At 67.4% G+C, this 13,901-nt stretch carries 16 protein-coding genes; 10 read left to right on the top strand and 6 right to left on the bottom strand.

The window, feature by feature from the left end; translation table 11 throughout:
• Positions 1 to 145: 145 nt before the first annotated feature.
• Entirely contained in the window at positions 146 to 1,810 is a 1,665-nt protein-coding gene (locus tag ACRXBZ_RS07475) for an SMI1/KNR4 family protein (protein ID WP_433878418.1), read from the top strand.
• Positions 1,811 to 2,061: 251 nt separating this feature from the next.
• Here ACRXBZ_RS07475 and pafA read toward each other — a convergent pair whose 3' ends face one another.
• Positions 2,062 to 3,420 (bottom strand): Pup--protein ligase, encoded by a 1,359-nt coding sequence (pafA, locus tag ACRXBZ_RS07480; RefSeq protein ID WP_433878419.1) that lies wholly within the window; start codon positions 3,418 to 3,420, stop codon positions 2,062 to 2,064.
• Between the two features lie 192 nt (positions 3,421 to 3,612).
• On the opposite strand from pafA, the gene ACRXBZ_RS07485 reads away from it, so the two are divergent.
• The 6 genes from ACRXBZ_RS07485 (at position 3,613) to ACRXBZ_RS07510 (ending at position 9,161) form a co-directional block, all read left to right on the top strand.
• Complete coding sequence (locus tag ACRXBZ_RS07485; protein WP_433878420.1) at positions 3,613 to 5,091, top strand: bifunctional phosphatase PAP2/diacylglycerol kinase family protein; 1,479 nt, start codon at positions 3,613 to 3,615, stop codon at positions 5,089 to 5,091.
• 371 nt (positions 5,092 to 5,462) lie between these two features.
• Positions 5,463 to 5,876 carry a hypothetical protein gene (locus tag ACRXBZ_RS07490; RefSeq protein ID WP_433878421.1) on the top strand — a complete coding sequence of 138 codons (414 nt, stop codon included), beginning with the start codon at positions 5,463 to 5,465 and terminating at the stop codon, positions 5,874 to 5,876.
• Between the two features lie 2 nt (positions 5,877 to 5,878).
• Complete coding sequence (locus ACRXBZ_RS07495) at positions 5,879 to 6,409, top strand: DUF3558 domain-containing protein (RefSeq protein WP_433883821.1); 531 nt, start codon at positions 5,879 to 5,881, stop codon at positions 6,407 to 6,409.
• 186 nt (positions 6,410 to 6,595) lie between these two features.
• Complete coding sequence (locus ACRXBZ_RS07500; protein ID WP_433878422.1) at positions 6,596 to 6,892, top strand: hypothetical protein; 297 nt, start codon at positions 6,596 to 6,598, stop codon at positions 6,890 to 6,892.
• Positions 6,892 to 8,583, top strand: a complete 1,692-nt coding sequence (locus ACRXBZ_RS07505) for an alpha/beta hydrolase (protein WP_433878423.1) — start codon at positions 6,892 to 6,894, stop codon at positions 8,581 to 8,583. The genes ACRXBZ_RS07500 and ACRXBZ_RS07505 overlap by 1 nt, the downstream gene beginning before the upstream one ends.
• Before the next feature lie 38 nt (positions 8,584 to 8,621).
• On the top strand, positions 8,622 to 9,161 hold the full coding sequence (locus ACRXBZ_RS07510; RefSeq protein WP_433878424.1) for an LppA family lipoprotein: 540 nt from the start codon (positions 8,622 to 8,624) through the stop codon (positions 9,159 to 9,161).
• A 53-nt stretch (positions 9,162 to 9,214) separates the two neighbouring features.
• On the opposite strand, the gene ACRXBZ_RS07515 is transcribed toward ACRXBZ_RS07510, so the two are convergent.
• The 3 genes from ACRXBZ_RS07515 to ACRXBZ_RS07525 all read right to left on the bottom strand — a co-directional run bounded on the left by ACRXBZ_RS07515 (position 9,215) and on the right by ACRXBZ_RS07525 (position 10,174).
• The gene (locus ACRXBZ_RS07515) at positions 9,215 to 9,418 is read right to left on the bottom strand and encodes a hypothetical protein (RefSeq protein WP_433878425.1); all 204 of its coding nucleotides are present in this window, start codon (positions 9,416 to 9,418) and stop codon (positions 9,215 to 9,217) included.
• Between the two features lie 182 nt (positions 9,419 to 9,600).
• Positions 9,601 to 9,918: a hypothetical protein gene (locus ACRXBZ_RS07520; RefSeq protein WP_433878426.1), complete on the bottom strand. Its 318-nt coding sequence runs from the start codon at positions 9,916 to 9,918 to the stop codon at positions 9,601 to 9,603.
• A 43-nt stretch (positions 9,919 to 9,961) separates the two neighbouring features.
• Positions 9,962 to 10,174: an HC3 family zinc finger protein gene (locus ACRXBZ_RS07525; RefSeq protein WP_433878427.1), complete on the bottom strand. Its 213-nt coding sequence runs from the start codon at positions 10,172 to 10,174 to the stop codon at positions 9,962 to 9,964.
• Positions 10,175 to 10,345: 171 nt separating this feature from the next.
• Here ACRXBZ_RS07525 and ACRXBZ_RS07530 point away from each other — a divergent pair, with 171 nt between their 5' ends.
• From ACRXBZ_RS07530 to ACRXBZ_RS07540, 3 genes are all read left to right on the top strand, one after another.
• Complete coding sequence (locus ACRXBZ_RS07530) at positions 10,346 to 11,203, top strand: helix-turn-helix domain-containing protein (RefSeq protein ID WP_433878428.1); 858 nt, start codon at positions 10,346 to 10,348, stop codon at positions 11,201 to 11,203.
• Between the two features lie 20 nt (positions 11,204 to 11,223).
• A complete protein-coding gene (locus tag ACRXBZ_RS07535; protein ID WP_433878429.1) occupies positions 11,224 to 11,436 on the top strand; it encodes a DUF397 domain-containing protein in 213 nt (70 codons plus the stop codon).
• Between the two features lie 108 nt (positions 11,437 to 11,544).
• A complete protein-coding gene (locus ACRXBZ_RS07540) occupies positions 11,545 to 12,078 on the top strand; it encodes a 3'-5' exonuclease (RefSeq protein WP_433878430.1) in 534 nt (177 codons plus the stop codon).
• Between the two features lie 77 nt (positions 12,079 to 12,155).
• Here ACRXBZ_RS07540 and prcA read toward each other — a convergent pair whose 3' ends face one another.
• Positions 12,156 to 12,917, bottom strand: a complete 762-nt coding sequence (gene prcA, locus ACRXBZ_RS07545; protein WP_433878431.1) for a proteasome subunit alpha — start codon at positions 12,915 to 12,917, stop codon at positions 12,156 to 12,158.
• 57 nt (positions 12,918 to 12,974) lie between these two features.
• Positions 12,975 to 13,820, bottom strand: a complete 846-nt coding sequence (prcB, locus tag ACRXBZ_RS07550; protein ID WP_433883822.1) for a proteasome subunit beta — start codon at positions 13,818 to 13,820, stop codon at positions 12,975 to 12,977.
• Positions 13,821 to 13,901: the final 81 nt, after the last annotated feature.

Genomic DNA, 13,901 nt, shown 5'->3' on the forward strand with positions numbered 1-13,901 from the left:
CACAGGCTCTTAGGCTGACCGCATGCCAGATCGCGTCTTGCACGAAACCCTCACCCGACCCGTCGGTCAACCCCTGCGGTGATCCCGCCCAGGTCGGGGCGTGACGGGCGGCTCCCGGCCGGTGCGGTATGAAAACGAGCCCACCATGCCGACCGGAAGGCGGATCTGGTCCGTGACGACCGAGCACGATCCCGAAACCCTCGCCGTGCTGCGCGAGATGGCCGTGAAGATCGCCGCGGCCGCGCCGAAGGATTGGCGGCGCGCCGTGCTGGAGGGATTCGCCGACGGCACGGGATCCGGTCACCGCGGGCCCGTGTACGAGCCGCGGTCGCTCGACAGCACCGGCTCCTCCACCGACCTGCACTACGAGATGTGCCTGGTGCACGAGCTGGAGCGGGCCGCGGACCGGCTCACCATCGAGCTCGTCGTCCACCCGACCGGCAGGTTCGAGGCGGTCACCAGCGAATCACTGCGCCGCTCGCCGCGCACCGACCGGGCGGGCTTCACCTACCTACTGCGGCCCGACGCCTTACCCGCCGAACCCGCGGCGTTCCAGCCCGGCCCCACCCGGGCGGTGCAGGCGGGCGACCCGCAGGAAGCGTTGCAGCTGCTGGAGCGCTACCTGCGGCGGCGCGCGGAGATCGCCGGTTTCCAGGAGAAGCTGCCGGGACCGCTGGAAGCGGCCGAGCGCGAGTTCATCGAAGGGCACCTCCCGGTGCCGTTGCCGGACGACCTCCGCGCGCTGTACGGCCGGGCCGACGGCGACCACCGGGTCGGCCTGCTCGACGGGTTCCACTGGTTGGAATTGAAGGGCCTCGCCGTCTTGAGCGACAAGGACCGTCCAGAGAACCGCTGGCGGGTCGTGCGGGACTGGGACCGGGTGCTGCTGCGGGAAGTCCGCTATGACACCCATCCCGCAGGCGCGGTGCGCCGCGCGCAGCACCTGCCCGGCTGGATTCCATTCGCGCACGACACCGGCGGCGAGTTCCTCGCGGTGGACATGGATCCCGGCCCCAACGGCCACCCCGGCCAGGTGATCCGCATCGGCCTGCACGACCACGACGGCCCGGTCTACGTCGCCGATTCGGTGACGAGCCTGCTGCGGCGCCACGTCGAGGCGCTGGAGAACTTCTCTTACCAGTACAAGAAGGGGCGCCTCCGGCTGTTCCTCAGGGATGACGCGATGGCGCCGGACCGGGAACTGCGCATCGAGGGCGACTCCGCTCCGCTGCGGGAAATCCACCCGGGCATCCAGCGGCTCGTCGTCGCCAACTCGCACCTGGTCGACCTCACCCCGGTGCGGAAAGCGCCGTCGCTGTGGGAAGTGGAGCTGGCCAACTGCCCGACCGCGGACCTCTCCCCGCTGCACTGCGCGCCGGTGGAGGTGCTGACCGCCGACCTGGACCGCATCGACCTCGCCCCGCTGGCCGAGCACCCGACGCTGCGGCTGCTGAAGCTGGCCACCGGCGAACCGATCGACCTCGCCCCGCTGCGCACCTGCCCGCGGCTGTACGGGCTGGACCTGGCCGCCGCCGAAGTGCGCGACCTCGCGGTGCTGGGTGACCTGGACGGCCTGCTCTACCTCAACCTGAGCGCGGCGCAGTGGGCGGAGCTGTGGGCGGCGACGACCCACCCGGTCGGCCTGGCCGCCGCCGAGCTCGACGCAGCCCCGACGCTGCGCAAGGCCGCCGAGTGGGCCGGAACCCTCGCCGGCGACTCCCCCGACGTGCGCTACACGCGGGGCCGCTTCACCCCGCCGAAGGGATCGCGCACCCCGTTGTGGCGCCGGATCAAGAAGCCGTGGGAGTGACGAGTTGATCTTTTCGGCACCGACCCGTTACAGCCTGTCGGCGAATGCCGTCTGCGCCTTTGGAAGCGGCGCAGCCGCTTGCATCCACCTTGCCAGGACGACCATCGGCGGGTTCTGAGAGGTTTTCTGGTGAGGACGGCCCCTCCGCCGCGTATTGGACATACATCAGGAGGGGCACCCGCAGTCCAGGGAACCTCTCTCAGGTTCCGCTAAGCGACCACCCACCCAGACCATTCACCAACAGGCTCTTATTAGAGGGAACTGATCAGGCGTTCCACCCGCTCGTCCACCGCCCGGAACGGGTCCTTGCACAGGACGGTCCGCTGGGCCTGGTCGTTGAGCTTCAGGTGGACCCAGTCCACCGTGAAGTCCCGGCCCGCGGCCTGCGCGGCGGCGATGAAGTCACCGCGCAGCTTGGCCCGGGTGCTCTGCGGCGGGGTGTCCTTGGCGGCCTCGATCTCGCCGTCCTCGGTCGCCCGGTCCACCAGGTCCTTGCGCTGCAGCATGTCGAACAGCCCGCGGCCCCGGCGGATGTCGTGGTAGGCGAGGTCGAGCTGGGCGATGCGCGGGCTGGACAGCTCCAGCCCGTGCCTGCCGCGGTACCGCTCCAGCAGCCGGTGCTTGATCGCCCAGTCGATCTCCCGGTCGATCAGCGAGAAGTCCTGCTGCTCGATCGCGTCCAGCGCGCGGCCCCACAGCTCAAGGATCCGCTCGGTCATCGGGTCCGACCCGCGCCGCGCCACGTGGTCGACCGCCCGGCCGTAGTACTCCCGCTGGATGTCCAGCGCGGACGCCTCCCGGCCGCCGGCCAGCCGGACCGTGCGCCGCCCGGTGAGGTCGTGGCTGATCTCGCGGATCGCGCGGATCGGGTTGTCCAGGCTGAAGTCCCGGAACTGCACGCCCTGCTCGATCATCTCCAGCACCAGGTTCGCCGAGCCGACCTTGAGCAGCGTGGTCACCTCGGACATGTTGGAGTCGCCGACGATGACGTGCAGCCGGCGGTACCGCTCGGCGTCGGCGTGCGGCTCGTCGCGGGTGTTGATGATCGGCCGCGAACGGGTCGTCGCGCTGGAGACGCCCTCCCAGATGTGCTCGGCGCGCTGCGACAGGCAGTACACCGCGCCGCGCGGCGTCTGCAGCACCTTCCCGGCGCCGCAGATGAGCTGGCGGGTCACCAGGAACGGCAACAGCACGTCGGCGATCCGGGAGAACTCCCCGGACCGGCCGACCAGGTAGTTCTCGTGGCAGCCGTAGGAGTTGCCCGCCGAGTCGGTGTTGTTCTTGAACAGGAAGATGTCTCCGCCGATGCCCTCGTCGGACAGTCGGCGTTCGGCGTCGATGAGCAGGTCCTCCAGGATCCGCTCGCCGGACTTGTCGTGGGTGACGAGTTGGACGAGGTCGTCGCATTCCGCCGTGGCGTACTCCGGGTGCGAGCCCACGTCGAGGTAGAGCCGGGCCCCGTTGCGCAGGAAGACGTTCGACGACCTTCCCCACGACACGACCCGCCGGAACAGGTACCTGGCCACCTCGTCCGGGGACAGTCGCCGCTGCCCGTGGAACGTGCAGGTGACCCCGAACTCGGTTTCGATGCCGAAGATCCGCCGCTGCATGGTTCCACACTAGGCGCAAACCCCGCTTTTCGGCGGTCCGCCGTTCGGGCCTCGTTGCAGGTCGAAAACGTCCGCCCAGCGAGATGTCACTCCTGGTCACCCTGGTACCAGGGATTCCGACCGCCGCACCCGGCGTCGGAAGGCTCACGCGTTGCGGCGATCTCGACCGAATTCGCAGGTAGCATCGCAGGGATGCGCGGGAGGTTGCGCCACACCATCAACGTGGTCGACGGCGAACTCGCACGCCGCAGTGCCCGGTTGCCCGCCTCAGTCGCCGACCGTCGGCTCAAGACGCTCAGCACGGCTGCGAACCACAGCGTGCTCTGGCTGACCATCGCGGCGGTGCTGGCCCGCCGCAAGGGCGCTCCCCGGAGGGCGGCGCTGCGCGGCGTGGTGGCCATCGCGGGCGCGAGCGCGACGACCAACCTGATCGGCAAGCCCCTGTTCCCGCGGCGGCGCCCCGCCGCCGAGCTGATGTCGCAGCACCGCCGGCTGAACGACCCGCCCACGTCGTCGTCGTTCCCGTCCGGACACGCGGCGTCGGCCGCCGCATTCGCCACGGCGGCCGCGATGGAGTCCCCGGTGACCGGAGCGGCCATCGCCCCGGTGGCGGCAGCGGTCGCGTACTCCCGCGTGCACACCGGCGTGCACTGGCCGACCGACGTCGTGTGCGGCGCCGCGCTCGGGGCGGGCGTGGCGTGGGCGACCAGGCGGTGGTGGCCGGTGCGACCGGACACCCCCGCCGCCGGCAGCCACCCGGCCGGGCTCCCCGCGCTCGAAGACGGGGACGGGATGCTGGCGCTGGTCAACCCCGGCTCCGGAAACGGCCAGCCCGCCCCGGAGCAGTGGGTCGGCGAGCAGTGGCCGAAGGCCGTGGTCGTGCACCCGGGGCCGGATGCCGACCTGGTCGACGGGCTGCGCGAGCAGCTCGCTCGCGGCGGCGATTCCGTCCGCGCCCTGGGTGTGGCGGGCGGCGACGGCACCGTGGCCGCAGTGGCGACGGTGGCGTCCGAGCACGGCCTGCCGCTGGCGGTGGTCTCCGCGGGCACGCTCAACCACTTCGCCCGCGACATCGGGGTGGGCGACCCGGCGGCGGTCGCCGAATCGGTCTCCACCGGCTCAGGGGCCACCGTCGACCTCGGCGCGGTCGCCATCGACGACGTCCCCGCCTGCCGCTTCGTCAACACCGCCAGCCTCGGCGGTTATCCGGACATGGTGCGCTTCCGCGAGAAGTGGGAACCGCGCTGGGGCAAGTGGCCGGCCGCTGCGATGGCCCTGATCCGGGTGCTCCACGAGTCCCGCCCGCTGGACGTGCAGATCGACGGCGAACGCCACCGGGTGTGGGTGCTGTTCGTCGGCAACGGCACGTACGCGCCACGGGGTTTCGCGCCGGCTTGGCGCCCCGGCCTGGACAACGGGACGCTGGACGTGCGCATGGTCCGCGCCGACCGGCGGTTCTCCCGGCTGCGCTTCGCGCTCGCGGCGATGACGGGGGCACTGCACCACAGCCGCACCTACGTCGAGCGCCAGGTGTCCCGGATGGACGTCGTGGTGCGGGGAACGCCGGTCGCGCTGGCGACCGACGGCGAGGTGCACCCGCCGGGCCGGCGATTCTCCTTCACCACGCACGAGAACGCCCTGAACATCTACCGTCCGAACACAGTGGACTGACCGGCGTCGGTACTGCTCGCGGCGCGCGAGCGCTTGGCCGATCTTGCGGTCGGCGGACCAGCACGGCGGCAACATCCACCGCCGCGACGTCGGCTCGCCATGGGGCGACAGCGGTTTGGGGGCCGGAATGTCAGGACACGGTTGAAGAAGACCGATCGGTACCCGCGAGAGCTGCGCGATCTGCCAACAGCGTAGGCACCTGTTTATTCACGATCTGTGACCAATCCTTGACGCAGTGGGGGTTACCCGGTGAAAGACCGGGTGAGTTTCGAGATGAGCGAGTTCGTCGAAGCCGTCTCAGTCAGGACAGTGTCAGGCTAAAGTGTCAATCGATCTCGGGGGGAAGATCGCAGAGTCCAGAGGGGGCTGGGATGACAGAAGCGGCGGACATCGCCTTCACCGGAGCGCAGGAAGGGCTGCGCGCCATCGCGGCGCAGACGCAGTGGATCAATCAGCAGGTGGGTGCTGGGAAACTCGCCCTGGACCCCGAAGCGGCCGAGAAAGCCGCCAAACGCTGCGAAGACGAGAGCGAGTCTTTGCGGACTCTGTTCACCCAAGCGCGGGCGATCGCCCGCGTTGAGGGGCTGGGCAACTATCCGGACGGCCAGCAGTTGGCTAAGCGTTTCGAGGACAAAGCGAACGACCCGCAGGCTGGGGCGTTCGCGTTGATCCGGCAGATGCAGGCCGAGTTGAAGAAGCAAGCCGATGCTTTCCGGGCTGCTGCCAGGGACTATCGTGCCACCGACGAGCAGAACGCCGACGACTTGAGGCGAGGTATGCAGTGAGTGTGTTCTCCCGGTCACTGATCGCAGGTGCTGCTGGCCTAGCCCTGGTTGGGCTTGCGGCGTGCTCTAGCGGGAACCGCGGCGACGGCGATACGCAAAAGACGTCCACCTCTCCTGCTCCAGGGCGCGCACTGGCGAGTTTCGACCCATGCACATTTTTCAAAGCAGATGAGCTGACGTCCTGGGGCCTTCCTACCAAGAGCGAGACCTTCTCGCCCCTGAGCTTCGAGCCTGGCTGCAGGTGGGTCGGCGAGAAGATGGACCTCACCTTGCAGAAGAACGTTGACGAGACCGTGGCTTCATACCGGGAGAACGGAAGTTGGGACTTCTACAACGACAAAACCTTTGGTGGTCGTACCGGTGCCCTGGCCGCTGAGGCTGGGGTGAGTGGGACCGGGGGGTGCACCGTCCTTGTCGACGCCGGCGGAGGCGTCGCGATTTACATGGTGAGCGGCGCCATGCAGGATTCCGTCGATGCGTGCGCCGAAGCGGAGAAGATCGCCAACCAGACCGCTTCCAGGTTCCCTGAATGAGCGGGCCCCAGAGGCAGGAGTCGGCCTGAGCCACCGTGCTGGCGAGGTGACGGTGGCCGGGCCCGGGTGGGAGGCCGCAGCCATGATCAACTGCCTGCCCCCTATTGCCAGAACTTTCCAATAATCCCGAAAACGGGTAGATGAAAAAGTGAATCTTGGTAGCGTCCGCCCCTGAGGAGGGGGAGGATGACCTACCAGGTTTTGATCGAGGAACTGCGGAAGGCCTCGGACGCGACACTTTCCGCGGTGGACCAAGCCCGAGCGACACGGCTCGGTGCCGCGGCGGAGAGGATCGGCCAGGCACTGCCCGGTACGACCGCCGCTCCAGCGGCGTCCGACACCGGCCAGAGCTGGACGGACACGGTGGCGAAGTGGTGCCGTTCAGGCACCGATCACGCCGAAGCCCTACGCCGCAGCGCCGACACCTACCAGACCGCCGATCACGGTGCTGCGTCGAACCTGCGGTCTGGGAGCGGTGCTTGATGGCGACCATCACGGACATCCGCAGATGGAACCCGGCGCTGCTCGACGAGTCGATCGACGATCTCAAACGTGATGAAGACCGCTTCGTGCGGCTGGACGACGAGCTCGGCGCGTCCGGTAAACCAGCGGCATGGCAGGGCGAGGCCGCAACAGCCGCCGAAGCTCGGCATCGGGGACTCGGAGACCTGCTGCGGGGACTCGTCGTCGAGGTCGCGGCGGTGCGCCGCGCGCTTATCGCTACCGTAGCCGAGGTGGAGAACGTGCAGCGGCAGCTGGCCGAGGCTGATGCGCTGGCGAGCTCCTACCGCTTCCGCATTCGCGACGACGGCCGGATCGAAGACCTGGAACACGTTGTGGTCGGCGGTCCTGGCAGCAGGCTCGATGATGAGGATTACCACCGTTTGCATCAGGTCCGGCCGGATCTGGAAGATCGCGTCAAGCGGCTGCTGGCGCAGGCCAACGACGCGGACACCGAACTGACCAAAGTCCTGCGCGACGCGGACCTGAACCTGATGGAATCCGATGCCCGCACGCTGACCGAAGCAGCGGCCTCCGGGGACGCGCGCGGTCTCGCCGAGACGATCGAACCGCCCCCACCCGGCACCCCGGCCGACAATGCACGGTGGTGGAACTCGCTACCCGCAGAAACCCGTGCGGCCATGGCGGAATCGCCCCCGGCGTGGCTGGGGAACATGGACGGCATCCCCGCAGAGGTCCGACACACCGCCAACGTCAACCGCATCGACGACGAACGGGCCACGCTCCAAGCCGAGACGGCGCGCCTACGGTCCAAAATGGATGGACCGTACCCCGGTCCCGGAGGCCGGCTCACCCGATCACAGGACGAGGAGGAACTGAAACGAGCCGAGGACAAACTCAAATCCCTCGACGAGATCGAGAACGTCGTAGGCCGGGGCGACCGCCAACTCCTGGTCATGGACAGCTCCGGCGAACGCATGAAAGCAGCGGTAGCGATCGGCAACGTCGACACGGCCAGCCACGTCGCCGTCTTCACCCCAGGCCTGGAAAGCGCAGTAGAAAAAGGCAGCCTGCGAGACTACGACTCGGCGATGGACCAGTTGAGGCAGGACGCTTTCCGACAAGCGAGTCGGTACGGAGATGGCGGCGAAGTCGCCACCGTGACATGGATCGGGTACGAAGCCCCTCAGCTATCAGAGATTCCGGAGCCGAGTGACTCGGTCTTAGCGGACAACGCGGCCAAGCGCGGTGCGGAGAATCTGGCGAATTTCTACCGTGGAATCAACGAATCTCGGCCCGATGATCCGCACCTCGTTGCGCTGGGGCACTCTTACGGTTCGACCACTACCGGATATGCTCTGCAACAGGAGGGCACAGGTGTGGACGACGCGGTTGTCATGGGGTCACCAGGCATGGGAACTCCGCATTATTCACAGGTCGACATCCCGGAAGGTCATTTGTACAACCTGGAGTCGGCCTGGGACCCTGTTGCCGACTTCGGCCGGTTTGGATCAGATCCGTCGAACATGCCCGGCGTTGACAACCTTTCCACGCACGAAGCTGTTTCGCCTGATGGTCAGCATCTTGTCCGCTCGATTGGACACGGCACTGGCGGTGGCACTGGCTATCTCGATGCGGGTACAACCAGCCAATACAACGTTGGTGTGGTAGTCGGCGGAGTTCCTGAACAAGCTGTGGATACAAGGGGGTGAGCTGTCGATTGCAGGTTGGAACGTCGTACCTGAAACGCATGGTGCTGGTCGCGCTCATGGCGTTTTCCGTTGCAGCGTGTGGGGGGACTCCAGTGACTTCCAAGTTTGAGGGTGATGAGGCTGCGCAGCGTGCGGAGTTGCTGCGTCGGCCCAGTATTGAGGAAGCCAGCGCTCGGTATCTGGACATGTTGGGCCGGATGCGCGATGCGTTGGCGGCCGAGTTCCCGTGGATCCAGTGGGTTCAAGGTCAGAAACTTGGTCGTGCGGGTTGTGCTGATTTTCCCGCGTATGGGTCGGAAGGAGAAAGCCAGACGCTCGGCGTCTGGACCGCCAGCGGCAACCTCCCCGACGCGCAATGGCCGCGTGCGCAGCAGATCGTCGAGGATGTTGCACGGGGATACGGGTTCGGTCCGGTGCGGGCCATTGTGAGTCGTCCTTCGGATCACGAAGTTGTCGCCCTTGACGAGTATCGTGCCACCTACAAGATCGGCACTGCGAAAAACACCGTTCTGAGTGGCGGCACCGGCTGCCATCTGCCGCAGGCGGTGAAGGATCGCGTCGCCGCGACTGGGCGGTAGCAGGAAGGGGCCGTTCGCCCGGTCAAAGCGGGCAAACGGTCTCCCGTACGGCTTCAACCGTCGCTGTGTTCCGCGCGGAGGGCGTTGAGGGCTGCGGTGCTCTTGGCAACCAGGGTCTCCAGGCCAGTTTCGGTCGTTGTCAGGCAGAAGCCGTCCAGATCTCCGCCCACTCGGAACTCCACCTCGTCGCCGCAGATCGTGTAGCTGATAGCGCAGTTGTCTATCCATGCGCACGCCGTCACGTCGACATCGCTCACGCCCTGACTCCTTCCAAGCTGCACGTGCTGGTTGACTATCTGCGTACCGGTGTGTGGTGGCCGGGCGCGTCGGGAGGGGGAGGTACGCGCCCGGCCACCGGGGTGGGCCAGCGCGGCGGTGCCGGGGGAAATTCCGCCACGCCGACCCGGCTTTTGGCGATTTCGCGCGAAATCGCCAGGCCTCACGAGGAAGAAGCGCCGATTTCGCGCGAAATCGCCTCGGCACGCAAGTGATGGCGACCGGTGGGTTCGTCGTCCGGGTCGTACTCAGGGAAACGCGGTGGATCCGGCCAAGGTTGTCGTTCCGCGACTCGGGCTTCCTCGTCTTCTCGCTCGGCTTCAACCTGGGCGATGAGCTGCCAGACGTTGTAAGCGCCTTCACCAGCTCGTGCATGCTGAGCTCGGGCCAACAACGGGAAACGCGCAGCGGTCGAGCTGACGATCAGGGCGACAATAAGCAGGTTGATCAGCACGAGCGTGCTCAGCTGCAGCCAGAACATGGAATCTCCTTGAATGCGAATGACGAACGGGCGACGTAGCCGGTCAGTTGCGGTCGGCGATGATCCGCCAGCACTTCATGCAGGAGTCCTCGCGGATCCAGTCCACCTCGGTGCGGTCGTGTATTTCGGCCGAGTCGGCCTCCGCACCGCAGTAGGCCGCGACCCGCTCGCCGACCGGGGTTTTCTTCGCCGCGATGGGAAATGCGTGACGGCCGCCGGCCACCGGACGCCAGATGTAGGTCAGGTACTCGTTCACGGGTTTTCCCTTCACCGCCCAAGATCAGAACGTGGACGAAGATCTCGTGAAACTTCCACATTTGCAACTACGAAAGCCTAATCGGCCGATTTTGCACACGAATGAGCGAATGCGCGGAAGTTCCAACCTCTGTCATGATCGACACAGCGATCGGGATACGAGGAGGACACGATGGAAGAGCGGGTCAGTCCGACGGTGCGGCTGCGCAAGCTCACCCGGGGAATCCGGCGTTGGCGCGCGGAAGCCGGGCTGCGCCAAGACGATGTAGTGGGGGCACTGGACTGGTCGAAGGCGAAGCTCAGCCGTTTCGAGAACGCCGAGAAGGGCGCCGGCCCGGCCGAAGTCATTGCACTGGCCACGGTTTATGGCGTCCCCGAAGCCGAACGCGACCAGTATGTCGCGCTCGCCTTGCAGGCCAGGCAGAAGGGCTGGTGGCAGCGGTATGGGCAGGACACGCTGGCGTCGAACTTCGAGGAATACGTCGGGCTGGAGTCCGAGGCGACCGAGGTGCGGGAGTTCGCCGCGGAGCTGATTCCCGGGCTGCTGCAGACCGAGTGCTACGCCACCGAGCTCATCCGGGCGTGGATACCGACGGCCGATGAGGTCGTCATGAAGGAGCGCGCCGATCTGCGCGCGCAGCGGCAGGCGCGGCTGCGCGAGGCGGATCCGCTGACGCTGCGGACGGTCATCCACGAATCGGCGCTGCGCCAGCTCGTCGGCGGCCCCGAGGTGATGCGCGAGCAGCTCAAACACCTCGTGACCAGCGCCAAGTTGCCGAACGTGGCGGTTCAGGTGCTGCCGTTCAGTGCCGGCGCGATACCCGCGCTCGGCGCGCCGTTCATCCTGCTGTCCTTCCCCGACCACGACGACCCGGACGTGGCATACGCCGATTACCTGACAGGTTGCCTCTATTTGGAGGACCCGACCGAAGTCGAGACGTATAACCTGAACTACAGCGCGCTGCGGGCCAAGGCGTTGAGCCAGAAGGAGTCGATCGCCTTCCTCAACCGGCTCGCCCGCGAGTTGTAGGCACAACAAGGGAGCACGTCATGTTCACCCCCGACTTCACCCAGGCGCAGTGGCGAAAGAGCAGCCGGAGCAACGGTGGTGGAGCTGCTTGTGTCATGGTGGCGCATGTCCCTGGGGCCGCCGGTGTCAAGGACAGCAAGCTCGGCGACGCCAGCCCAGTTCTCCCCTTCACGGCCTCGGCGTGGTCGGCCTTCCTGCGCGACGTTCAGACCGGTAAACACGACCTGCGCTGACCGAATCTGACCGAGGGCTCCGCCCGATCTCGATCGGACGGAGCCCTCGGTTCAGAACAGGGTGCCAGGGGGCGGGAAGAGGGCATCCAGGAGATTCTGAGCTGGTCGGTGAAAGCCCTCGACGGGCGGCCCAGCGACGGAATGGACGACGAGCCCGACACCCTCGCCGGCTACGCTCGCCAATGCATGGCAAACGCCCGGACGTGCGCGACTACCCCGACTGGAATGCCGAACTCGACGGGCTCGTTACGCAGGTTTCAAGAATGGCTCAAGGCAGGGTTGGAAGCGGACTCGATCGGTATCGCGGCAAGATCCGCCGCCAAAGTCAAGGACATCAAGGCCGCGCTCGATCAGGCCGGCATCCCGCATACCCAGCGCGATGGTGCCCCAGCCGTGCGAGTGGACACCATGCACTCCATGAAGGGACTCGAATTCCGCTGCGCGGCGATCGTCGGCGTAGACAACGCCAGCCTCCCGCTCCCCGTCGCGATCACACCCGCAAAGGAGGATCCGACGTCCCATGAACACGACACCCAGCGCGAAAGATGCCTTTTGTTCGTCGCCAGCACCCGTGCACGAGATGCCCTGTACGTCTCGTACTCGGGCAACCCCAGCGAATTCCTACCACCCCGAAAAGGGTGAGGGGTGCAGGGCACCTTTGCGTGGCATAGCCGTCCACATACATGGCGAAAGGTGCCCTGCACCTGGGCACGATCGGGTTACTTGTCGTTCTCGGCCCCGTCACCGGAAGTGGTGTCGCCGCCGCCGGACTCAGCGTCCGAAGCCTCTTCCTGCTTGGGCAGCAGCGCTTCCAGGGCCGCACCGGTGATCCGGCGGAACGTCCGGTTCGGCCGGGCGCGGTCGAGCACGGCGACCTCCAGCTGCTTGACGCCCAGTTCCCGCGAGCTCTCCCCGCCGGAGGACAGCGCGCGGATCGCGAGCTCGGCAGCGGCGGCCAGCTCCAGCCCGTCACTGAAGGAATCCTTGAGCGTGCTGGCTATCGCGTCGGCCTGGCCGCCCATCACCACGTACTGCGGCTCGTCCACGATGGACCCGTCGTAGGTCAACCGGTACAGCTGGTCGGTGTCGGCGGTGAAACCGACCTCGGCCACGCAGATCTCCACCTCGAACGGCTTGATCTGCTCGGTGAAGATCGCCCCCAGGTGCTGGGCGTAGGTGTTGGCCAGCGACCGGCCGGTGACGTCCCGGCGGTCGTAGGAGTACCCGCGGACGTCGGCGATGCGCACGCCGGCCACCCGCAGCGCCTCGAACTCGCTGTAGCGGCCTACCGCCGCGAATCCGATGCGGTCGTAGATCTCGGCGACCTTGTGCAGCGTCGGCGACGGGTTCTCGGCGACGAACAGCACGCCACCGGCGTACTTCAGCACCACCACGCTGCGGCCCCGCGCGATGCCCTTGCGGGCCAGCTCGGAGCGCTCCCGCATCAACTGCTCGGGGGAGGTGTAGAACGGCATCGTCACAGCTGTGCACTCCTGGTTCGAATCAGCTCGCTGCAGGCGGGTTGGATCTGGCCTGGGTCAGCCGCCGGGGTTCTCCAACCGGCCGTTGACCACCTCGGTGGCGATCTCGGAGGTCCGCTCCTCGGGCATCCGCACGGCGCCGTCCGCGCCGGTGATCGTGATGACCGACGGGTAGATGCGCCGGGACACGTCCGGACCGCCGGTGGCGGTGTCGTCGTCGGCCGCGTCGTAGAGCGCCTCCACCGCGGAGCGCACCGCGGTGTCCAGGTCGGCGTCCCGGTCGAAGCGCTTCTTCAGCGCCGATTTCGCGAACAGCGAACCCGAACCGACCGCGTGGTAGCCGCCGACCTCGTCGTACCGGCCGCCGACGACGTCGTAGGAGACGATCCGGCCGGCGCGGTCGGGGTCCTCGGCCTCGGTGTCGTAGCCGACGAACAGCGGCACCACCGCCAGGCCCTGCATCGCGGCCGCCAGGTTGCCGCGCAGCTGGGTGGCCAGCTTGTTCGCCTTGCCGTCCAGCGAAAGCGGGATGCCTTCGAGCTTCTCGTAGTGCTCCAGTTCGACCGCGTAAAGCTTGACGAGTTCCTGAGCCACACCGGCGGTACCGGCGATGCCCACCGCCGAATACGCGTCGGTGACGAACAGCTTCTCCATGTCCCGCTGGGCGATCAGGTTGCCCATCGTGGCTCGCCGGTCACCGGCGAGCAGCACGCCGCCGCGGAAGGCCACCGCGACGATCGTGGTGCCGTGCGGGGCCTGCACCGTCCCCTCCGGCACCGCCCGGCCGCCGGGCAGCAGTTCGGGCGCGGTGGCGCGGAGGAAGTCGGTGAACGAGGAAGACCCCGGCGTGAGGTAGGCGGCGGGCAGGGCCTGACCCGGGAACTGGGCCGAGCTCGGTTCCATCAGCGACATCGTCTCCCGATCGAAGGGCTTGCGACTTCGGTAGCACTCTAATCATGACCCGGCGCGCAGCGGGCGACGCCG

The organism is Saccharopolyspora hattusasensis, from assembly GCF_050972075.1.
In the GTDB taxonomy this organism is placed as follows: Bacteria; Actinomycetota; Actinomycetes; order Mycobacteriales; family Pseudonocardiaceae; genus Saccharopolyspora; species Saccharopolyspora hattusasensis.